This window comes from Planctomicrobium limosum (assembly GCF_051465645.1).
GTDB lineage: Bacteria > Planctomycetota > Planctomycetia > Planctomycetales > Planctomycetaceae > Planctomicrobium.
In genome coordinates this window covers 1,698,951-1,720,286 of the sequence record NZ_CP195790.1, presented here as the reverse complement: position 1 = coordinate 1,720,286, position 21,336 = coordinate 1,698,951, and the positions used below count along the sequence as shown (strand labels likewise).

Here is a 21,336-nt window from a genome sequence, read left to right as displayed (position 1 = left end):
GCTGCTCTCGCTGGAACAACAAAAAGGCGGCTTCCATTGGAAGCCGCCTTTTAGAGAAACCTCTTTGTGCAAAGCCCATCTCATATCATCGTGGGGATTGCAGAGATTGTTGTCTTCGTGATTAACGTTGTGACGTTGAGATCAAAGACGCATGGTACATTTCGTCCAGCAGTTTGTTGAATGAAATCTGGGCCAGGCCGTCTTCTCCTCTTAATCGGCGAATGACGAGTTCGGTGTCCACTGCATCCGTTGAGCGAGTTCTAACCGCTGTGACGACGGGACTCGCAGGGTAAATTCCCAGCAACTTGAATTCATCAAAGCGGACAGACGCGGTCACAGTCGGAGTGAGAGTTCGTTTCACGATTGGATTTGCGATCTGCATGAATTTTTTGCGGCCATCAGTCGTGGCAAATGCCACGATCGTTGGTTCACCATTACCTGCATAATCGTCAGTAGGCAGGTGCAGGAAGAGGAGCTCGTACTCGTCAACTGGAATGGAGGATGTCGCGAGTCCGTCGGCAAGATCACGCGAATACTTGAAAGCCAGGACCAGTGTTCTCGCAGCCAGTTGGTCTTGTTGCTCAGGACTATTCAATGCTCCGAGAAGGCGAATATTTCGCACTGCGTCATTGATCATTGGTTCCGGAGCAATGGTGGTCGATTGAGATGACTTTGAGACGAATGCTGCCTGAATTGGACCTGCAAATGTCGTCTCGCCCTCTTTGTTCTGGAAGATGGTTGCCTGAATGGCGAGCATGTGCTTATTGAGATAGTCCTCAATGGCAGAACGCGAGACTTTCGGCAGGAGTCTTTGTGCGGACGGGTCAACATTCAAGCCGACCACGACAGCCGTTTTGCGGAAACTCACGACAGGAAGTTCTTCGGTCCCCAAGCGTTCCGGGTAGGGAGCAGTATCTGTCCCCGGTGGAGTCAGACGACATTCGATCCCGCGAGTACGCTTGAGAATGGATTCGATTTCCTGAGTTTCCCAGGGAATCTCGGAAAGACGAGGAACGTTCCCGGCCCGAATCAAAAGCTCGTCCCAGGATTTCACAGTTTCGTCGATTGGGGCCAGTTCGGTTTCCGCAACTAAGCCTTCATCGCCTTCGTCCAGAGGGGCCTCCCCTGACTTTTGACTCTTCTTGGCTTTCGCTGGCGGGATCAGCGAAGGAGGAATTCGGCCCGTCGCGTAAAACTGATTCCACTCTTCCTGCGGGATCGACTTCTGAACGACGATCCCGACAGACAGCAGCAGGGCGACAACACTCAGGGCGATGTAGATCTGGGCTGATTTCATTTTTTGGTAGCGTCCAAGTGGATTCTATTCCAACATCGACTCAGGCGATGGTGGCGGATCTGACTGGTGTCGTTGCCTGGAAACGCTGTCGGCAATGAGTTTGCCTTGCTCCAGGCGAGTTCAACCTGATGGACACTGCAGTCTGCATGCCAATCACCGTCATTCGGATTCAATAAGGTACGTGAGAGAACATGGTTGTCGATAGTATCTCTTTTGCTTATTTCGGCGATCTTATGCGTAGTAACGACGTTTTTCTACAAGAGTTTTGGCATCCGTGGAAAATGACAACTTGTTTCATGATTTGTAAGTGGCGTTGGAACAGTAGGTTACGGAGTAATGTGTCTATGCGATGAGAAAAATGAAATCGATTGACACGATTCGCTCCTGATTACCGTTACAGGGGGATTGTAACAAATGAGTAATGTGCGGGGCAGGAGTTTGGGGTGGAATAGGGATTAGTGGTGTATTAGGGGGGGATGGGATGCGTCTGGTTGGAGGGAGGTGATTGTCTCTCTCGAATTCTGAACTGCATCGGAATCTCAGAGCGGGTGAAATGCCGGAGTTTCTGCCTTCTGAAATGTAAAGAGGTCGAGCCACTCCTTGAGCGGCTCGACCTCTACTTTTTGTGACTGGTTCTACGTGATCACACGTGAAGCCGAACCGGTCTAGACTTTTGTCAGCTCCCAACCACGGCGATATGGCTTGGACAAACGCTGGGTCGCTGCTTCAGAGTTGTTGAACTTCAGCTCTGAAGTGTTCCATTCCAGCTTCTCGCCGGGGGTGTGCAGAGCAACGGTTCCAACGAGGACTGCCTCGGTCAGTGGACCTGAGTAGTCGAAGTTGGATGTTGCTTTGTCTTCTCCACGGCAGGCGTCCACCCATGATGTGTAGTGGTCGCGCGGATCCAGCATTGGGAATTTGAACTCGGCAAATTTCTCGGTTGGGTAGAGACGTGGTGGGGCAACGTGAGGGATAATCAATGTTCCCTTTTCCCCAATCAACGCAGAACCTGCGGTTGGAAGTTTGACGCTGTCAGGCAGCCCCAGCTTTGAAGGTTCAGGCGTGTAACCTTCCTTATCGTGCCAGGTCAGGTTGATTGTCGGGCCAGTGGTATACTCTGTTGCCGGGAAGACATATTCCACTTTGGACGTGTTCGCCCAAATGTCTTTGTTCATTTCTGGAGCTTGCGCAACCACGGTGAGCGGCGCTGTGAGCTTCAGGCTTGTGAAGACCGGGTCGAGAATATGGCAGCCGAAGTCTCCGAGCTGACCTGTCCCGAAGTCCTGAAAGTTTCGCCAGTTAAATGGATGGTAGATCTCGGATTTGTATGGGCGTTCCGGAGCGGCACCGAGCCATAGATCCCAGTGAACTGCAGATGGAATTGGATCCGTTCCGGCGGGGCGGGTCGTGGTTTTTCGCCAGGTCGGAGTTCCGCCTTGCCATGAATGAACTTCTTTGACCTTTCCAATGACTCCGTCGTGGACCAGCTGAGTGGCTGTTCTGTAGGCGTTATGTGACTGAATCTGATTTCCCATTTGGGTGACGACGCCAGATTTTCTGGCTGCGTTTTTCATCGCCCGGGCTTCAAAAACAGTATGAGTCAGCGGCTTCTGACAATAGACATGCTTGCCGAGAGCCATTGCCGCCAACGAAATCGGGGCGTGCATGTGGTCTGGTGTTGAGACCTGAACGGCATCGATCTTGGATTCTTCGAGAAGCTTACGCCAGTCGGTGAATGTTTTGGCTTGAGGGTATTTCTCCGCGGCACGTCCTAAATGCTCTTTGCTCTCGTCAATGTCACACAAGGCAACGACGTTGACGTATGGGCTCGCTGCGATCGAGATCAGGTCTGACCAGCCTTTTCCACCGACGCCGACTGCAGCAAGGTTCAACTTGCTGTTGGCTGCCAGTGTGATGGATTGAGACATCAGAGGAAATGTCGCGCCTGCGATTGCGGAGGCCTTCAGGAACGATCGACGTGAAATACCGGCCATAGTTGGTAAGCCCTCGTTGTTTGTTTGACGTAGCCGCTGCTGCTGTGTGGCAACGGATCAAGAATAACTATTTGGTCCAATCGCTGGAACTTGAAACGGTTTTTTACTCCGTCCAAATTCTGACTTATTTCGAATATGGAAGTGATTCCTCGGCTTGCATGTTCGAGATGAAAGCCCTCCTAAGTTCGGCGGGGAAGAGGCTATCTAGTGGTCCCAACCAGCATCGTTCGAAATATCGGCTTGATGGCAAATGGGTGGGCGCTCAACTTCGGATTTGCCTGGTCAGCTGAGGCAGAGTCGGTGATCAGGCGAGATTCGGTTGTTTGGGATGTTCGCTCTGTGAGTTTTGTTGCAGTGGTACCTATTCCGCAAGATGTTTCGACTTGCGCCCCCTGTCAATGTGCGCGTGCGAATGTTTTAAGAAAAGGTGTTGCATTCTGAACTACCCCCCTTTCATCCTCTCGCTGGCTTGTGCTTCGTTTTAGATCACATTGTGGTTTGATGCCCTGAAGGCACTGGTGTGAAGAAATTGCGGCTCGTTGTTTTCAACGGCTGGCAGTCCCCGCTCGCCGTGTCTGCTTGCAAGTGATTGTTGTTTCGAAACTGGCACCACATTCGATGTGCGACTGTGTCAGGGACGTGGGCTTGGAGCATGCTCCAGTCCTGAGTTGTTCTTTCTAATTGATGGAGTGCCTCAAAGTGTCTGCAACTCGAAGTTCACTTTTGACTCAATTGAAAGGCGAGGCTGCAGAGCATGCATGGGAGGAGTTCCTCAAAATCTACCGACCATTGATATTGAGGACGGTTCGTGGGGCAGGGGTCCGTCCTCAGGATATCGACGATGCCGTTCAGGATGTGTTGGTGCAACTCCTGCGAGTGTTGCCGACATTCTCCTACCAGCGGAAAAGGGGCTTCTTTCGTCATTGGCTTCGTCATGTGACGACCAACAAAGCGATCGATTTTCATCGTCGCAGGACCGGTTGCCTGAATATCGGCGATCAACTGGAAGGGGTTTCATCACCGGTATCAGATGATCACTGGATGCGTGAATTTCGACTGGGCATGTTGCAAACGGCAATGGCGAGTCTGGAGAGTGAATTTCGCAGCAACACATGGAAATGTTTTGTGTTGCATGCTCTCGAAAATCGACCTGCAGAAGAGACCGCTCGCGCTGTGGGAGTGTCGACGAATGCCGTCTATATCAACACCAGTCGAGTCGTCTCCAGGCTACGTGAATTTTGCGAGTTTCATGGTGAGGTGCTTTGCGAAGAGGTGTCGGCATTTGAGTCAGCAGACAGAGGAAGCCGGATGGACCGCCTCTCGTTTTGAATTCAGCAGGAGTCGCGCATGTCGGTGTGCATTTTCGCAATTCGCGATGTTTCGACGATGACGCAATCTTCAGGAGGGCGGGGTGTGAAATTGTCTCGCCTCATGCAGGCAACTCACATTTTATGACCTGATTCGAACATGCTTTGGCCGATTTATGCAGGATTGAGAAGTCAGTGGTTAGTTTGAAATCCAGTCCCGGAATCAGGTTGCGAGATCGATGTACGATGTCGAATCCGCTACGGATGCGGTATCTGAATCGACTTGATGCACTCTGTCGAAATGCCACTCGCCCATTCGGTAAGAAATGCGTTCCGCTCAGCCCACGCCTGCAAACAATCGGACGATTTCAAGTAATCAATGAAATCGGTCGGGGAGGACAGGCAACAATCTATCGGGCCTGGGATCCTCAATTAAATCGTGATGTGGCGATCAAAGTGTCGCATTCACGAGTCGATCCAGAGACGTTTGCTGTTTCGCGAATTGCTCAGGAAGCGGCAGTCCTTTCGCAGATTCGACATCCAGGGCTGGTGCATCTTTACGACGTTGGAATCGAAGATGACCAACCTTTTCTGGTGATGGAATACATTGCCGGCAAGACATTGAAAGATGCATTTTCCAGGTCGCGGCCGCATGTACACCTGGTGCGAGATGTGATGTTGCAGATCTCTGATGCGCTGGAAACGGCTCATCGTTCCGGGGTCCTGCATCTCGATCTCAAGCCAGAAAACGTCTTGATCACGCAGGATGGACGATGCAAGCTCATTGATTTTGGAATGAGTTGGTTCCTGGCAGAGAAGCAAGGTCCTGAACTCGTCTTTGCTGCCGGGACACTGGAGTACATGGCACCGGAGCAATGCGCTGGGAAATCATCTCAATGGACAGCGGCGACTGATATCTATGGTCTAGGTGGGATTCTGCATTTTCTGATGACAGGATCCCCTCCATCGCAGAACCCTGTTCGCATTTCGAGAGGAAGTGATGGAGGAATCGCAACGAATGGGAATCGACGTGGTCGGGCGAAATCGCTCTCGGCAATTTTAAGAATCGCACTCGCGGAAGATTCCTCGCAGAGGTTCCGCGATTTGAAAGAGTTTCATGATGCCGTCGACAATCGTGCATCGCTGCTTGCGTTTCGAAACTGCCGTTGGGGAATCATGATTTGCGTTCTGCAATTGATAGTCGTACTTGCAGAGCCAGTGACCGTTAAAGAGAATCACCTTCGCAGCCTGAATCCAAGTGTGATGCAACAGATCTCTGAGAGCCAACTGACTGAGACGCCGGCGGATGGCGCTGAGACTGTCCAGATTCAGCAGAATGCAAGTAATTCAGAGCCGCATTTGACATTCTAGACAGGATTTTCACTTCGGATTCAGAGAGTTCCACAGTGCATTTGAGCGATCTCGAAGTGCTGGCGATCCCATCACTGGATACAGAGTTCGAGTCACTCCAAGTAACTTGCGGGCTGCATCCGTTTCACCTGATTGTTTCAACAATGTGGCTTGATCAACCCGACACTCAATCCATGCTGGTGAACCTTTGGCGGACAGGGATTCCTGTCGTTTCAGAAGTTGCAGAGCACGCTGAAGGTCAGCCGGCAGTCCCTGCTTCTGCAAGACTTCGATCAGCGGTTTAAAGTACTTCGGGTCGTCTGGTGCTGCTTTGACAAGTTCTTCGTAGGCGGCAATTGCTCCGCTCCAGTTTGCGACCGCAATACAGGCTTTCGCGTTTGCTTCGTCCAAAAGGAGTTGCTGCTGTGGGTTGAGTTCGGAGCGGCGTCGTTGAATCCCGCGGATGGTTTGCAACTGGAGATGTCCGAGTTCGTAACGCTTCTCCTGAGGAAGTTGTGTTGCGAGTTCATTCAACCCGGTCAGGACGGTCAGCAGAAACTCAGGTTCTGTTGATTGCAGTGATTCCAGATGTGTGCGTGCTTCGTCGAATTGATTTCGACCTGCGAGGGAGATGATTCGCAGTTGAGCAGTTGTCTCACGAAGTTCCGCCCATTCCTTGGGAACCGCTTCTCCGCGTTTCAGCGATTCCTGATAGACGGCGATGATCCGGCGTTGCAGGAGATCGAGAATCTTGTGGACCTGAGTCTCATTCGACGGAGAGCCCATCAGAAGTCGCACACATTGAAACATGATTTTCGCCTGTGTCGCCGTCCAACTTTCCGATGCTCCCTGACGCCTGTGGATGATGCTGTTGAGGACGGTTTGAATGGTGCTCGACTGGCTGGGATCAAGTGCTGTCGGACCAGCTTGAAGAGTCTCAACGAGTTGCAGGCTCCGCAGGTCTGTTTCCTCTCTTGATGCATGGTCGGCCGGGATTTGTTGATAGAACTCCAGAGCAGCAACGTGGTGGTTCAGCAACTCTTCGTGAACACCGAGCATTCTGACCGCGTCCCATCTGGTGGATGAGTTGGGATATTGCTGAATGTGCTTCTTGAGAGCGTCCTGAAAACGCTGACTTTTTGAGTCGATTCGACCGATCGCGTAACACTTCAGCAAATCCACTTCGATTGCTTTAGGGTGGTCCGGTGCAATTGCAGCGAGCTGCTCAGAAAAGGAGATCAGTTCATTCCAGTGCTCTCCCTGAATCAGCAGTGAAATCGCCGTCAGGCCAAAGGTGAACGCATTGTCGACTTGCTTTGCTTCTCGAGCTTCATTCGAAGCGGCGGTGAACAACTGAGCGGCTTCGTTGATCTGACCTGATTGCCACGCGGCCGTGGCCTGCCGAACCGTGTTTGCGAGCTTTGGGCCGAATGATTGGTCCTGCTTTGCCCGATCGAATCGAATCGTTGCCTCGCGCCTCCATCGTCCGCGAGTTTGCGATACCTGCCGCTTTGCTTCTTTAATGTAATCGCTTTCTGTCCCTGAACCTTCGGTTCGTGGGATCGTGGCGTCATACGCGAGCAGGGCTTGAATGATCGTCGCTCGCAACGCATCGCTGGGAGTTTCAGGGCGTTCCAGTCGTTCTTTCAATAGATCAAATGCGTCGCCGAGTTGTTGTCTGGAGAGTTCCAGTTGAATCCGTTCTGCAAGAAGTGAGTCCAGTTCCTCGCGTGACTTCTCTGCCAGTGTTGACGACGTTAAATGCACGAGTGCGCGTTTCTCGTCTCCTTGAAGACGCGCGAGTCTGGCCTTCAGTAAAAGAACTTCGGTGCCAAGACCATCATCGTTTCCCCCGCGAGTGATGGAATCCGCTTGCTGGCTTGCTGACATTAGCAAACCCGTCCGATTGTGCCCGATGGGTTCCAACTCGGCGAGATAGGATTCTGTCAGGGCAAGGAAGTATCGGTTCTCTTGCCTGAGTCGTTCGCGTTCTCGAATCAGGACGCTTTGAGGTCGAGTGTCCGCTTTCGGAAATGGCGCGTCTTTCCCAAATTTCGCTGCGTTCGGATGGAGTTCGGAGACTGCCTGACGCAGTTTCGCCTTTGCTGCCTCTCTTCCGGCCAGATCCTCCGGTGTGAGCAATGCGTCTCTTACAAGAACTTCAGCTTCCAATGTCGTCAGGGTCGACAGCCATGCTTCCATTTCTTCGTGACGAATCGATTGGGGATGCTCTGCGAGCCATCGGGTGACAATGTCTCTCGCTGCGTTCCAGTATTCGGTGCGACTTGTGCCCGATTCGACAGCTCCATGTTCGAAGAACGTCATTGCCTGTTGAAAGGTGATTTCAACTCGCGACTCTGTTGAGAGGTTCGATTGCGTCACTGCACGCGAGGCAGCTTCTTCTGCGAGCACAAACATCGATCGTGATCGGAGTGCCTCGTAATACCGACGAATCAGATCAATCTCCGAATCCGCCTGAACGACACTTTGACCTGACAGACAGAAGTAACCAGCCAGCAGAATGCCAACGCACCGACTACGCCTGAATGAAATCAGGAAGCGCGAACGGTGATGGTTGCTGGCCAGCACTCTGCTATGGCTTCCACGCGACATAAGGCATTCCAAACGTTTCGGCGACCGCTTTGTTTGTGATCTGTCCGTCAGCAATGTTGACAGCATCGACCAGACCAGGGACCACAGCACAGGCACCGGCCAAACCTCGATTCGCAATTTGCAGGACATAAGGCAGGGTGACATTGCAAAGAGCGTATGTGCTGGTTCGGCTCACCGCGCCCGGCATATTTGTAACACAATAGTGGACAATATCGTCAACGACATAGGTCGGTTCTGAGTGAGTGGTCGGGCGACTCGTTTCAAAACAACCGCCCTGATCAATGCAGACATCGACAATCACAGCACCGGGCTTCATGATTTTGAGGTCTTCCGCAGTCACAAGAAGTTGGGCCTTTGCACCGGGGATCAGAACGGATCCGATGACAAGATCGGCCTTTTGAAGCTGTTCGCGAATGTTGTGTTTGTCGGAGAACAGCGTTGTCACGTTCGGAGGGAAGATGTCTTCCAGATAACGCAGTCGTTCAATATTCACATCCATGATGACGACATCTGTCTGAAATCCCGCTGCAATTTTTGCGGCATTCTTCCCAACGACACCGCCTCCCAGAATCACGATATGCGCAGGTTGAACTCCAGGCACGCCACTTAAGAGAACACCTCGGCCCTGTTGCGGGCGCTCCAGATATTTCGCCCCTTCCTGAATGCTCATTCTTCCTGCGACTTCACTCATCGGTGTCAGACAGGGAAGCGATCCGTTTGCTCCTCGGATGGTTTCGTACGCAAGTGCGGTGATTCCAGATTTGACAACTGCGAGCGTCAACTCCTGACTTGCTGCGAAATGAAGATAGGTGAACAGCATTTGTCCAGGTCGAAGCAGCTTCCATTCCTTCGGCTGCGGCTCCTTCACTTTGAGGATGAGCTCGGCCTCTGAAAAGACTTCTTCGGCCGTCGCGACGATCGTTGCCCCTTGTCTGGCATAGTCGTCGTCTGTGATTCCGCTCCCGATTCCGGCATTCGATTGAATCAGCACTCGATGCCCTGCGTGAACCAGTTCGTCGACACCGACAGGCAGAATGGCAACTCGGTACTCATCCTTTTTTACTTCACGCGGCACACCGATTAACATGAGAACGTCCTCTATTATTGTTTTCTTATGCGGCGGAGTGACTGTCATAACCACAATTGTGTTCAGACATGCGCGGCAGTCGCTTTCGTTCCCATTGGAAATCGAGAGTGTTTCATTGATGAAGGAATGCGCCGCAACGTACCTGAAACTTTGACGATTTCTCTTGCGATCACTTTCAATAGAAGTGCGCTTCAACGGCAATTGTATGCGCAATGTCAATGACTGGTATCGGAGAAGGCGAGAAACCTGAACGTCGGCCTCAATTATCCCTCCCATCTTGCAGGCACGTTGTGGATGAGTTGTGTATGCTGATGCATCAGAAATCTCCTGCATTTGTCGACAGAGGGTGAAGCATTCCTTGAAGAGGATGTGACGCAGTCGCAGGAGGTTCTTGAACGCTTTGCGGTTTCACAGGTTCTGTTCGTTCTTTGACGTCAGCGACCAATGTGGAGACGTTGGTTCATCTGTTCGAAGTTAGTTTTAGACACCCCGGAGCTTGTAATGACGACACCTTCGCGTCGAACTTTCCTGAAGTGTACTGCTGGTCTCGCTGCCAGTGCGGTGTTGGGATCAATCGCCCCACGTTCCGCATCTGCAGAAGGTGCCAAGCTGGAAAATAAGGGCCGAATCTACATCTCCAATAAGGGAGGCTACGTCGGTAAGACCGAAGCCGAGATGGTGGAAGTCCTTGAAAAATACAAACGCATTGGGTTCGACGGGATCGAAACCCAGAGCCCGGGACTGAACGTCGAGGCGTTGAATGCAGCCCGAGCCAAAGTGAACTATCCGGTTCACGGGATCGTCGACCAGGTTCACTGGAACCAGCGGCTCTCTGATCCAAACCCGGAAGTTCGGAAAGCTGGCCTGCAGGGCCTGCTCAAGGCGATGGAAGATTGTCGTGCGATCAACGGCTCTGCTGTTCTGCTGGTCCCTGGTAAAGTCACAGGTCCAGAAGAAACACACGATGACGTCTGGAAGCGTTCAATCGTTGAGATTCGCAAGGCATTGCCACTTGCATCTCGAATTGGTGTGCCGATTCTGATCGAGAACGTCTGGAACGGCTTCTGCGAAACTCCAGAACAGTTCCGGGACTATCTCGATGAGATCAACAGCCCTTGGGTTGGCGCTTACTTCGATATCGGAAACGTCCGCAAATTCGGTAAACCTGAAGAGTGGATCGCCGTTCTCGGCAAGCGAATCGTTAAACTCGACGTGAAAGATTGGGGCGTTAAAAACGGCTTCTGTCGGCTCGGCGAAGGGGATGTCGATTGGCCAGCTGTCCGTGCCTCGCTGAAGCAGATCGGTTATACCGGTTGGGCAACTCGAGAAGGGCCAGACAAGTCGCTGGAAGACACCGCAGAACTGATGCACAAACTGCTCGACCTGTAAGGTGCGTCAGGTGCTGATCCGGTTGGTGGAATCGATCGCATATTCGGATCGATAGAATCGGTAAAAAATCCATCGAAGTCGGAGCCCGTCAAAGTCCCAGCGGATACTTTGACGGGCTCTTTTATTATCCGGGAAGGATTTCTGTTGTGGAGAACGCCCGGAGAAATTGTCGGCAAATTCGGGACGATCAGGTCTGATTTCTGATTCGCGAGAATGCCACTGACATCCGTCGAGAACAGACGTTTGACTGCCAGGCAGGTTGCATCCGGCGGGAGGCTGTCTGGTGGATTCGTCAGGCGCGTACGCGGTCAGCCATTATTTGGCCAGATGAATTCCATTTTCCGCGTGCCAGATATTGCCGCAGCAATTTGATATTCGTTCTAATGAGATTGCGCTCTGCAAATCTTCTCGAAATAAGCAACTCGTGAACAGTGGACTTGCGGGAATCATTCGTCCCGGCACAATAAGCCTTGTTGGATTTTGACGAAGTGTTCACCCGTCGAAAACAAACCAAACGCTCACAGGACAGTGGTCCTTCCTGGTCAGCGATTGAGATCACAGATTCGATCTGAAATACCGTGAGGAGTCGGGAACGTCCGCTATGAGCAATATCATCAGCTTCATTCTGGGAGGCGGTAAAGGCACACGCCTGATGCCTCTCACTGCAGAACGCTCCAAGCCAGCTGTCCCTCTGGCAGGGAAATACCGGCTGATCGATATTCCGATTTCAAACTGTATTAACAGTGATATGCGTCGTATTTACCTGCTGACGCAGTTCAACTCAGTCAGTTTGCATCGCCACATTCGACAGACCTACAACTTTGACCAGTTCAACGGCGGCTTTGTTGAAATTCTGGCAGCGGAACAGACAAACGAGTCGGTTGACTGGTATCAGGGAACAGCGGACGCAGTGCGAAAGCAGCTCCGTTATTTACAGCAACCCGGCGTTGAGTACGTTTTGATTCTGTCCGGCGATCAGCTGTATCGCATGGACTATCAAAAAATGCTGGAAACGCACCTTCAGAACAAGGCAGACGTCACCATTGCCGCATTGCCGATCGATGCCGAAAAGGCGTCGGATTTCGGGATTATGCGACTCAGTAATTCTGGCCGAGTGGAAGGCTTCATTGAGAAGCCAAAGTCCAAACAGGAACTTCAACAGTTCTATACCGAAGGTGCCTGGATCGAGTCGAAAGGAATTCCATGTAACGGGCGAAACTACCTCGCGAGCATGGGAATTTACCTGTTCAACCGTGATGTCCTTGTTGACGTGTTGCAGAAAACGTCCTACCACGACTTCGGGAAAGAGGTCTTTCCGACATCGATCCGTGCGAAGCATGTGCAGACGCACTTGTTCGACGGGTACTGGGAAGACATTGGGACGATCAAAGCGTTCTATGAATGTAATCTGGAATTGGCGAGCCCCAATCCGCCGTTCGATATGAACATTCCAGGCTCGCCGATCTTCACACGTCCACGCTATCTCCCGCCATCGCGGTTGGACGGAACGAAGATCGACGGAACCCTGATTTCTGATGGTTGCACATTGGGCAAAGGGGTCGTGCTGGATGGTTGCGTCGTCGGCTTACGAAGCGTGATCGGCGATAATGCCGTTGTGAAACGTTGCGTGCTGATGGGGGCCGACTATTACGAAACCGACCCACAGGCTGTGCGAAATGCGCCGAATGATCCCCCTCTCGGAATTGGAGAAGGGTCCCATATCGAAGGGGCAATCGTCGACAAGAACTGCCGCATCGGAAAGAACGTCACGGTCCGCCCTCCTTGCGACAATCCTCCAGATGGTCGTTGTGGCCCACTCTTTGTTCGTGACGGCGTGATCATCATCCCGAAGCACACAGTGTTGCCTGACGGGTGGACCATGGACCAGATCGAGCAATGCAAGTTCTAGTTGAGCGTCGTCTGTTTAGACGGAAGATTTAGACTGTCTCTGGAACGAATCAAGTCTGTACGTGAGTGCTCAACCAGCGATCCGGTTGGGCACTCTTTTCATTTTTAAGCAAGTTCCCCTGTGCATTGCGTCTCCCTCTTCTGCTTGCAGCGTCTTGGCTCCTGAATCGGACCGACGGGTGTAGAACAGAAGAACGACTGCAATGCGAAGGTGAACCTCGTGATTCTTTGAACGGGACTAAGTGTCGTGAAGCAGATCACTCGAATTGGCGTGAGCCAGCGCTGGTCAGATGTTGTGATTCATAATGGAGTCGCTTACTTCGTCGAAGTCCCTGAAGATTCAACACTGCCTGCGGCGGAACAGTTCGAGCAGGTCTTGTCGCAACTCGACGCCACGTTGTCTCAAATTGGAACCAACCGGAATCACCTGCTTCAGGTTGTCATCTATCTCCCTGACCTGAGTGATCTGGCAGAGTTCAATCGTCAATGGGATCAATGGGTCCCATTCGGGCATGCCCCATCCAGAGCGTGTGTTTCAGCGGCGCTTGCGGCTCCCGGTTATCGAGTTGAGTTAGTCATTACTGCTGCAGTGCCTGTATGACACTCCCGTGGATCTCAAATCGACAACGAGACCGCATATCGATTGTTTCGCCTGATGAAATGCCGCCTTCTTAAACAGCGTCTCGTGATGCGATAAAGAGCATTTCAGCATGAGAGACGGAATCAATTCCACCGAATTGAGGGCCCGTTCTTCTGTGGTGAATGATTTCATGCTGGCTTTGAAAACAGCATGTGACGTCGTGATCCTGGGGTGACTTACTCTATTTTGCCTGATCGGTATGAACGTCCCTTAAGTTGTCCGGACTGGAGGGATTCGACCGAATTTTTCAAAGAGGGCAATTCGATAGTCCATCCGACTTTCGACTAATGAAATGACGGGGAAGAACAAATTCCTTCTTTGCGTGCAAACCTTTGAATCTGATGAAAATTCGACAGGTCAGAATTGCCGAAAGAGATGGTTACCAACATGAACTATTGCGAGAGAACACAGATCACTCGCGATTTTTCTGATGAATCAGCCCTTGCTCTTCGAGGAACCGTCGCTCTGGCGGATCTTCGGCTGCATCATCGTGGTGTTCGCTCCTTTGTTCGATAAGTTACTGGACTTCCAGCCCCGGGGTAACGACGCATGTTGCGATCGGATCGGTCAGTATCTCCATTCAAGCGTAATTTCCTTGCAGCATCCATTGCAGGTCTTGCGCTGGGATTCTCCCATCTCAATTTAGATCCATTTGTTTCGGGCGCTGACGGAGGAAGTGTCAAGACTGCGAAGGCGGCACCAGTCGTCACAGCGTCACTCGGCACGCCCAGGCAGATGGCATCCCTTGAAGTCAATTCAGGGAGCTCAGTGATCAGCCCTTTGACTCCGATTGCGGATGATGATGGGACACTGCGTGGAATTTGGGCTATTAAAATGGCCTCGTCGCTGCTTGAGAAAGGATGCCGCAACTTCGCCAGCGTCCCGGATTATACAGCGAGCATGTTCCGCCAGGAGCGAATCAACGGAACGCTCAGCGAAGAACAGAACATCGATTTGAAGATCCGACATGAGCCCTTCAGCGTCTACATGAAGTGGAACTCTGGGGATCGCGGACGCCAGTTGATCTACGTGCAAGGGCAGAATAGCGGCAACCTGCTGGTACAGCCTGGCGGTATTAAAGGACGTCTGACAGGTCTGCTCAGCCTGGAGCCGGAAGGCGATCTGGCGATGTCCGAATCACGTCATCCGATCACAAAAGCAGGTCTACTTCAGCTCGGACACACTGTTCTGGATTATCAGAAAAAGGACCTCGAACGGGGCAACGGGTTTACCTGTGAGTTGATCGACAATCAGGAGTTCGAAGGCCGTTCGTGTTATCTGTATCAGATCAACTACCAGAGCCCTGAGATTCACGCGACCTATCGCAAGTCGATGGTCTTTGTCGACAAAGAACTTTCTCTTCCGATTTGTGTGAAGAACTACACCTGGGCACGCGACGCCGCACCAGAGTCGATTGACGAAGAGACACTCGTCGAGTTCTATGCATACACAGATCTGAACATCCAGAAGGACCTGACTGCATCTGACTTCGATCAGCGCAACAAGGACTACAAGCTACGAGTTCGTTAATCTGCTTCTGTCTGGGCTGTGAATCTGTCTGAGCTGTGAACGAGCAACAGTTGTGTTGTCAGTTGCTGTGTCAGACGAAAGACGGAAACCCGCACGTCGGAACGCGGTTTCAGACAATCGAGGGCAGGGTGGAGTTATCGCTGATAGATCGGCAGATAGCGATACTCCACTGCGAGTGACAGGATTGCGAGGCTGGTGGTGTAGATCTTTCCAGCCTGCTTCTCGCTGCCGTATCGGGGAGTCCAGCTCCCGTCGTCCTGTTGAATTGCGAGCAGGATTCCGGCGAGATGATCGTAGTTCTTTGTGGCGGTGTCTCCGCCGATTTTGAACAGTCCTACTCCGGTGTAATACACGCCGTAATAGAAGTAAGCGGATTGTTCGACCAACGGGTGTGTTTGCAACCAGCGCACAGCTGCGAGTGCTTCTTCTGAATGGTGATCGCCGCAGACTTCCAGGCAGGTGATGCCGCAGCCTGTCAATGTTGGCGTGGGGCTGTTTCCAGGTTGGTAGGCAAAGCCATTCTGCTTTCGATCCGAACACATCTTCACATAATGAATCGCTGCATCGATCGCTTCGGCCGGGACATCACATCCGATGTCTTTGGCTGCCCGTAATGCGAGAACCTGCCAGCCGGTTACACTCAGATCACTGTCGCGACTGTCAATCTGGTAACGCCAGCCACCCTGATGACGGTCAAATTTCTCAACTGCCTGAGATTCAAGGATCAGGCGAATCGCCTTCTCCAATGCTCGGCGAACCGGGACAGCGTCGGCCGCTTCCATCATGCCGCAGACTTCGGCAAGCATTAACGAGCAGATTCCATGGTCATACATCGGCCCATGGCTTTGCGTCTTGAGAATCAGCATTCCGTTGGCTTGCTGCTGAGAGACGACCCATTTCACCCCTTTGACGATCTGTTCTCCGTATTTTCCTTCACCGGGGATGTACCCAGCCGCCATAAAGGCCATGACACCGAGTGCCGTGATTGCCGTCGATTCACCCCAGGCCTCTGTTTTCCAATATCCGTCCGCATGTTGCTGGGCAGAGATGTATTCGAGGGCTCTTGAAATCGACTGGTCAACAGCATGTCGCTGTGCATCCTGAGCGAACGCCTTTTGAATCGATTCGAATCCGACAGCAGCCGACATCAGGCCGAGGAAGCCTTTCAACATCTGACGACGATGCAACGGCGTCTGTTCTCCACGTCCTTTGTGCTGAGATGTCTGATCGGGACGATCCATGGCAATCGGCGTCATTAATAAGGAGCAGGGGATTCGTAACAGAGCGTAGGCGGAGAAACTTGCAGCCTGAAATCAGGCGTGCGGATGTTTCGCTTCGTGTTCCTTGTGTTTGTCCGCAGGCGACTGAGCGTCGAAGTTGCACCATCGTCCGCATGTTCCGGCCAACTGAACGGAGCCGCAAAACATTGCAATGATGATCAGATTGCTGACGTACACAAACTTTCCAACAGGATTACTCACCTGCAAACCTGCCAGGTTGTGTGTGCCATTTGCAGGTTCAGCGAGCGTGCACCAGACGAAGACAATCAGCAGGCTCAGCAGGCAGGCACCGACTCCGGCTCCACGTGAAAGAACAGGATAGAGTTGCCTCCAATTGACGGCGAACAGCCAGAATGCAATCCAGAGTCCCAATGGAAGCCAGGGAAAGAGTGTCTTGCTCAGGACAATGACAAACGAGGTCATGGCCATGATGACATTCAAAAGGGATTGGACCAATTCCATTTCGCGTTCCTTCCCACACTCAGACTCTGTCAGAACCTGCGATCATTTCAGTGAATGAGTAAAGACGGCCTGTCATCTCCTGCCGGACATTTCAGGTTGCCGTCTTCCTCCTTGCCATTTGGCTCGATCGCATTGCTGTCTGGGATGATAAGAAAATTGGACCGATTGTGACATTGGAACCGTGGTCGTCGCTCGGGAGAGTGTCAAAATCCTGAAGACCTGATGGGAACGATGTGGTGAGGCTGAGTCAGAGAATATCGCAAATCGAACTGATCCAAATTGGACTTCGATTCGTTCCAACCTCCAACGGTGAGCTGATCGAATGGGTCGTCAGAGACCTGTTTGGAATGCTGTGCCGTTTGTGCGGAAAATGCGGTTCCAGAATACTGGATCAGGAATGTCGAATTCAGGAGGTTTCGGGAAACTTCGTGTACGAACTGCGGGATTCGCCTTTGACGCTGTGTGGAAGTGCCAAGTATGATCCAAAGTGTTCGTGAATGAATTTTCGTCCTGATTAGCGACTTTTCTGGCAGTCGATTCATACGGGATTTGGGGGCGATTGATGTCTTGAGGGAGTCAATTGTTCTGACTGAAGGCCTTGGGACCTCAGTGAACGATCGACGATGTGCCTGCACAAAGATGCTTGAAGGTGGCTGCCAATCTTGCGGTAACGAGTGAATTCCAGTTGTTGGAAAGATCAGACTTCGGGATTTAAGAAGTTGTCGGTTGCTGTACTCTAAGTGATACTCTCTCCAACGAATTCGAACTAAACGCACGAGATTGCCAATGTCCGAACCTTCCCGCACTCCAGATCAAGAACCGCGGGAAGAGGTTCGTCGAATTGGTAAGTATGAGATCATTCGGCAATTGGGCGCCGGGGGAATGGGAACCGTCTATCTGGCGACGGATTCCGAACTGAAGCGAACAGTTGCTCTCAAAGTCTTGCCACTCGATCGTGCAAAGAACCCGACTCTTGTGCGACGCTTCAAGTCAGAAGGCCAGGCTGCCGCACTTCTGCAACACAAAAACATTGTCAGCGTCTTCGAAGCAGGGGAAGCCAGCGGTCATTTATTTTTGGCGCTTGAGTTCGTCGACGGTATTGATCTTCTGGAATGGGTGAATCGACGTGGGCCGATCCCCATTAAAAGATCTGTCGAAATCATGCGCCAGGCTGCTGCCGCACTGCAGCATGCTTATGAACGGAACATCGTTCACCGGGATATTAAACCATCCAATCTGATGATCTCCCGCGAAGGGACCGTGAAGCTCACGGACATGGGGTTGGCGAGGTCAATCGACGACACTCTCGATACGACCATTACCCGAGATGGAACGACCGTCGGGACCGTCGATTACATGGCGCCCGAACAGGCGAGTAACAGTAAGGCTGCCGACATCCGGAGCGATCTCTACTCGCTGGGGTGTACCTGGTATCACCTGATCACAGGTTCTCCGCCTTACCCAATGGGGAGCGTGACGAATAAGATCTCTGCTCATATTTCGGCTCCCTTACCCGACCCGCGGATTCTGAATCCCAAGGTTCCTGAAGCATTAATTGCCATCATTCACCGGTTGATGGCAAAGAAAAAAGAGCAGCGATACCAGACACCGGCGGAACTGATTGCGGATCTGAGTAGCTCTGTCCTGCAGACCGAACAAGTTGGTCCAGATTTGCTGGCGATGTTCGCTGATGACATTGACCTGAAGGAATCTGACGACGGGGTTTCGATCCTGATCGGAGATGGACCATCCTCCACTGATTTTACGGTTCATTCTCAACAGTCCCAGCAGCGAAAATCTGTAACGCCTGCTGTTTTGAAAGCGAATGGCGCTGCCCGTGAAAAACTGAGCCGCACGCAGGCGACTCGATGCGAGATCCCGGTTGCGAAGACCAAGAGCGATCCGCGTCGCCCACTTGTGCGAATGGCAGTGGATGCTGACGGTCAGGCAATCAACAAACGCCCTGTTCCATGGGGGCTGATCGTCTTTGCCGTCATCCTGATTGCCATTACGCTCGTGGCACGTGTGCTCCTTCAGGAGTACGCCACCCATGAGATTTCAACAGAATCAGATTGGTCGCCGTATTCCACCAGTCCCAATTCGACGGAACTGAATTCGAAGGATTCTGAAGCAGTTGGGAAAGACTCCGCTCCCAATTAATTTGCATTAATTACGGATGGAATCTGGTACTGTCTCGACGCCGATTCTGGGGCGTCGCCTTTCTCAAATTGCGAAAAAATCATTGTCCTGTGGAAAAATCGAGACGGACTCCGAACAATGCCGGGCTGCATTGAGTCTAATAGTTGACAGAGTCTGGAGTTGCTCGACTCAACCTGCCTAAAATCAGACTCGTGGCTCGTTCAATTTTCAATGTCGAAGTCGAAGTTGTTGCGGTCGCTGGTCAGGGCGGATGAGGGACTTTCCCAGACTGCTTTTTCCAAACTGCGAAAAGTCGTTGATAAACAGGATCAGGCATGAACAGCGAAAATGTTCTCCCTATTGGGTTTCAAACAGCCGGCACCAAATGTGGAATCAAGGCGTCTGGCAAACTTGATCTGGCGCTGTTCGTTTCAGACTTTCCAGCGGTTGCGGCAGGCGTTTTCACCCAGAATCGGGTGGTCGGGGCGCCAGTCATCGTTTCGCGTTCACGCGTTCCTGCCAGTACTGTCCGGGCGGTGGTGATCAACTCCGGAAACTCGAACGCCTGCACCGGTGAACGAGGTCTCGCCGATGCGAAACTGATGACGGCTTTGGTTGCGGAGAAGATTCAGAGCGGCGAGGAGGACGTCCTCGTCTGTTCGACGGGGGTGATTGGTAAATTTTTGCCAATGGAGAAGATTCAGTCCGGGATTCGTGACGCAAGTCATCTGCTGGGCGATGGCCCTGAGAATTTGCTGCTGGCAGCTCAGGCAATCATGACGACAGATACAGTAGAGAAGATTGTCACCCGAACGATCGAGGTGGGAGGCAATCTGATCACGATTACTGGCGTCTGCAAAGGGGCTGCGATGATCGCTCCGAACATGGCGACCATGCTTGCTGTTGTCATGACCGACGCAACACTGACGCCGGAATTGGCGAATGACATGTTGAAAGTCGCAGCCAATCGCAGCTTCAACAATATTTCGGTCGAAGGTCATACCAGCACTAGCGACACTGTTCTGCTGCTCGCAAACGGGGCAGCGGGTGGTGACGTTTTGAGTCCGGCGGATCAGGGGCGCTTTCAGGCAGTTCTGTCAGAGGCATGTATAGAACTCGCCCAAAAGATCATTAAAGACGCCGAAGGTGCGAAGCATTTCGTGACAGTGAATGTTCTGGGGGTTCCGTCTGACGCCGATGCTCGACTCATTGCCAAGGCGGTCTGTGACAGCCCGCTGGTGAAAACTGCAGTAACAGGAAACGACCCGAACTGGGGGCGAATTGTCTCGGCTGCGGGGTATGCCGGTGTTCCGTTCCAGGAACAGGACCTGTCGCTGGTTTTAAACGGTGTCGTGATCTACGAGGCCGGTCGACCTGTCAGTTATGACGAAGCGGTTCTTTCGGCTTCCATGGCGACCGGTGTGGTCACGATTGATCTGCAATTCCGATTAGGAAAAGCTCAGGTGACCTATTGGACTTGCGACTTGACCGATGAATACATTCACCTCAATGCGGATTACACAACATAGTGTCGATTCGTAGTGTTGATTCGAGTGCCGTGCAGAATCGGTACGCAGGGACCGGTAGCTCAAACAGGAAAAAACTCTAGAATGAGTGACTGGCCTGCCATCTGACGTGACACTGCAGATGGTTTTCCTGCTGTAACTGTTGCTGTACCATAGGTTACAGTGACCCTGATAGCTGCCTTGCTTGCATTGAACGAGAGAGACCATGCCCCGTCAAATTGTGGGAAAGCTTCGAGTTGATCCATCTGATCGCTATGGGATCGTTGTCTCACGCTATCATGAAGGGGTCACGCAGAAACTTCTTGATGGTGCTGTAGAAACACTCACTCGGCATGGATTGTCCTCTGATGCGATCACGGTTGCCTGGGTGCCGGGAGCGTTTGAGCTTTCCGTTGTTTCAGATCGAATGGCGAAACTGGGCGACTATGTCGCTGTGATTGCACTGGGGGCGGTCGTTCAAGGCGACACCGATCATCACGATTACATAAATCATGCCGTCGCACAGGGTTTTGTTACGACCTCCCAAAACACCGGGGTCCCCGTCTTGTTTGGTGTGTTAACCTGCCGTAACATGGATCAGGCGATTGCACGTGCTGGTGGGGCTGTTGGGAACAAAGGGGCAGAGGCCGCTGTCGCTGCGTTGGAGACTGTGAGCGTGTTAAAGCAGTTGAAAGCAGCTTCAAATATCGCTGCAGGCTCGTGATACTTGCCGGGGATGATGTGTTTGAATTCTTCGGGCGGTTCTGTCGCGGCCTTGGGGTCTTGAGCCAGTCTCAAGTGCCGAATCCGTGAGGACGTCACTCCCGTACTTCTG

Annotated in this window: 15 protein-coding genes; 9 read left to right on the top strand and 6 right to left on the bottom strand. The window is 52.2% G+C overall.

Annotated elements, in window-relative coordinates; genetic code table 11:
- Positions 1–121: 121 nt before the first annotated feature.
- Both SH527x_RS06440 and SH527x_RS06435 read right to left on the bottom strand, forming a co-directional pair.
- A complete protein-coding gene (locus tag SH527x_RS06440) occupies positions 122–1,297 on the bottom strand; it encodes a hypothetical protein (protein WP_437193831.1) in 1,176 nt (391 codons plus the stop codon).
- A 665-nt stretch (positions 1,298–1,962) separates the two neighbouring features.
- Positions 1,963–3,291: a Gfo/Idh/MocA family oxidoreductase gene (locus SH527x_RS06435; RefSeq protein WP_437193830.1), complete on the bottom strand. Its 1,329-nt coding sequence runs from the start codon at positions 3,289–3,291 to the stop codon at positions 1,963–1,965.
- A gap of 699 nt (positions 3,292–3,990) precedes the next feature.
- On the opposite strand from SH527x_RS06435, the gene SH527x_RS06430 reads away from it, so the two are divergent.
- Together SH527x_RS06430 and SH527x_RS06425 are read left to right on the top strand one after the other, a co-directional pair.
- Positions 3,991–4,620, top strand: coding sequence for an RNA polymerase sigma factor (locus tag SH527x_RS06430; protein WP_437193829.1), 630 nt, complete (start codon positions 3,991–3,993; stop codon positions 4,618–4,620).
- A gap of 224 nt (positions 4,621–4,844) precedes the next feature.
- A complete protein-coding gene (locus SH527x_RS06425) occupies positions 4,845–5,969 on the top strand; it encodes a serine/threonine protein kinase (RefSeq protein WP_437193828.1) in 1,125 nt (374 codons plus the stop codon).
- 9 nt (positions 5,970–5,978) lie between these two features.
- Here SH527x_RS06425 and SH527x_RS06420 read toward each other — a convergent pair whose 3' ends face one another.
- Both SH527x_RS06420 and ald read right to left on the bottom strand, forming a co-directional pair.
- The gene (locus tag SH527x_RS06420) at positions 5,979–8,561 is read right to left on the bottom strand and encodes a hypothetical protein (protein ID WP_437193827.1); all 2,583 of its coding nucleotides are present in this window, start codon (positions 8,559–8,561) and stop codon (positions 5,979–5,981) included.
- A complete protein-coding gene (gene ald, locus SH527x_RS06415) occupies positions 8,542–9,648 on the bottom strand; it encodes an alanine dehydrogenase (RefSeq protein WP_437193826.1) in 1,107 nt (368 codons plus the stop codon). Before ald ends, SH527x_RS06420 begins: the two co-directional genes overlap by 20 nt.
- Before the next feature lie 501 nt (positions 9,649–10,149).
- On the opposite strand from ald, the gene SH527x_RS06410 reads away from it, so the two are divergent.
- From SH527x_RS06410 to SH527x_RS06395, 4 genes are all read left to right on the top strand, one after another.
- Entirely contained in the window at positions 10,150–11,037 is an 888-nt protein-coding gene (locus SH527x_RS06410) for a TIM barrel protein (RefSeq protein WP_437193825.1), read from the top strand.
- Between the two features lie 601 nt (positions 11,038–11,638).
- Positions 11,639–12,946: a glucose-1-phosphate adenylyltransferase gene (locus SH527x_RS06405; protein WP_437193824.1), complete on the top strand. Its 1,308-nt coding sequence runs from the start codon at positions 11,639–11,641 to the stop codon at positions 12,944–12,946.
- 246 nt (positions 12,947–13,192) lie between these two features.
- The gene (locus SH527x_RS06400; RefSeq protein WP_437193823.1) at positions 13,193–13,546 is read left to right on the top strand and encodes a RidA family protein; all 354 of its coding nucleotides are present in this window, start codon (positions 13,193–13,195) and stop codon (positions 13,544–13,546) included.
- 807 nt (positions 13,547–14,353) lie between these two features.
- Entirely contained in the window at positions 14,354–15,115 is a 762-nt protein-coding gene (locus SH527x_RS06395) for a DUF1571 domain-containing protein (protein WP_437193822.1), read from the top strand.
- A 134-nt stretch (positions 15,116–15,249) separates the two neighbouring features.
- Here the strand turns inward: SH527x_RS06395 and SH527x_RS06390 are convergent, their stop codons facing one another.
- Together SH527x_RS06390 and SH527x_RS06385 are read right to left on the bottom strand one after the other, a co-directional pair.
- Positions 15,250–16,356: a prenyltransferase/squalene oxidase repeat-containing protein gene (locus SH527x_RS06390; protein ID WP_437193821.1), complete on the bottom strand. Its 1,107-nt coding sequence runs from the start codon at positions 16,354–16,356 to the stop codon at positions 15,250–15,252.
- A gap of 72 nt (positions 16,357–16,428) precedes the next feature.
- Positions 16,429–16,857: a hypothetical protein gene (locus tag SH527x_RS06385; RefSeq protein ID WP_437193820.1), complete on the bottom strand. Its 429-nt coding sequence runs from the start codon at positions 16,855–16,857 to the stop codon at positions 16,429–16,431.
- Between the two features lie 786 nt (positions 16,858–17,643).
- Between SH527x_RS06385 and SH527x_RS06380 the strand changes: the two genes are divergently transcribed.
- The 3 genes from SH527x_RS06380 (at position 17,644) to ribH (ending at position 21,225) form a co-directional block, all read left to right on the top strand.
- Complete coding sequence (locus SH527x_RS06380; protein ID WP_437193819.1) at positions 17,644–19,017, top strand: serine/threonine protein kinase; 1,374 nt, start codon at positions 17,644–17,646, stop codon at positions 19,015–19,017.
- A gap of 314 nt (positions 19,018–19,331) precedes the next feature.
- A complete protein-coding gene (argJ, locus tag SH527x_RS06375) occupies positions 19,332–20,525 on the top strand; it encodes a bifunctional glutamate N-acetyltransferase/amino-acid acetyltransferase ArgJ (RefSeq protein ID WP_437193818.1) in 1,194 nt (397 codons plus the stop codon).
- Positions 20,526–20,727: 202 nt separating this feature from the next.
- Entirely contained in the window at positions 20,728–21,225 is a 498-nt protein-coding gene (gene ribH, locus SH527x_RS06370; protein ID WP_437193817.1) for a 6,7-dimethyl-8-ribityllumazine synthase, read from the top strand.
- The last annotated feature ends 111 nt before the right edge of the window (positions 21,226–21,336 follow it).

Coding starts and splice junctions, on each gene's coding strand:
- SH527x_RS06440 (WP_437193831.1), bottom strand. CDS start 1,297: ATGAAATCAGCCCAGATCTACATCGCCCTGAGTGTTGTCGCCCTGCTG.
- SH527x_RS06435 (WP_437193830.1), bottom strand. CDS start 3,291: ATGGCCGGTATTTCACGTCGATCGTTCCTGAAGGCCTCCGCAATCGCA.
- SH527x_RS06425 (WP_437193828.1), top strand. CDS start 4,845: ATGTCGAATCCGCTACGGATGCGGTATCTGAATCGACTTGATGCACTC.
- SH527x_RS06420 (WP_437193827.1), bottom strand. CDS start 8,561: ATGTCGCGTGGAAGCCATAGCAGAGTGCTGGCCAGCAACCATCACCGT.
- ald (WP_437193826.1), bottom strand. CDS start 9,648: ATGTTAATCGGTGTGCCGCGTGAAGTAAAAAAGGATGAGTACCGAGTT.
- SH527x_RS06410 (WP_437193825.1), top strand. CDS start 10,150: ATGACGACACCTTCGCGTCGAACTTTCCTGAAGTGTACTGCTGGTCTC.
- SH527x_RS06405 (WP_437193824.1), top strand. CDS start 11,639: ATGAGCAATATCATCAGCTTCATTCTGGGAGGCGGTAAAGGCACACGC.
- SH527x_RS06390 (WP_437193821.1), bottom strand. CDS start 16,356: ATGGATCGTCCCGATCAGACATCTCAGCACAAAGGACGTGGAGAACAG.
- SH527x_RS06385 (WP_437193820.1), bottom strand. CDS start 16,857: ATGGAATTGGTCCAATCCCTTTTGAATGTCATCATGGCCATGACCTCG.
- SH527x_RS06380 (WP_437193819.1), top strand. CDS start 17,644: ATGTCCGAACCTTCCCGCACTCCAGATCAAGAACCGCGGGAAGAGGTT.
- argJ (WP_437193818.1), top strand. CDS start 19,332: ATGAACAGCGAAAATGTTCTCCCTATTGGGTTTCAAACAGCCGGCACC.
- ribH (WP_437193817.1), top strand. CDS start 20,728: ATGCCCCGTCAAATTGTGGGAAAGCTTCGAGTTGATCCATCTGATCGC.